Annotated in this window: 1 protein-coding gene; it reads right to left on the bottom strand. The window is 65.5% G+C overall.

The window, feature by feature from the left end; genetic code table 11:
- On the bottom strand, positions 1–278 hold a 278-nt coding region (locus tag U4Y90_RS36030), incomplete at both ends, for an FAD-binding protein (RefSeq protein ID WP_321801913.1).

Below are 278 nucleotides of genomic sequence, written 5' to 3'. Positions count from 1 at the left end.
TGCTGCACGCGATGCACCCAGCGCCGCGCCGAGCTTGTCGGCCAACGGTTCGAGCGTCTTCGTGTAGTTCTCGCCGCTACCGAGACCACGCCCGCCCGACACGATGATGTGCGCGCTCGTCAACTCCGGACGATCCAGCTTCGTCACTTCGCGGCTCACGAACTGCGAGATGCCTGCATCGGCTGCGGCTTCGATCTTTTCGACCGATGCGCTGCCGCCTTCCGCCGCCACCGGATCGAAACCCGTCGCGCGCACGGTGATGACCTTGATCGGATCGG

It is taken from the genome of Caballeronia sp. J97 (assembly GCF_905220305.1).
Lineage (GTDB): Bacteria > Pseudomonadota > Gammaproteobacteria > Burkholderiales > Burkholderiaceae > Caballeronia.
The sequence above is the reverse complement of the archived record's forward strand: the minus strand, read 5'-3'. Positions and strand labels throughout refer to the sequence as shown.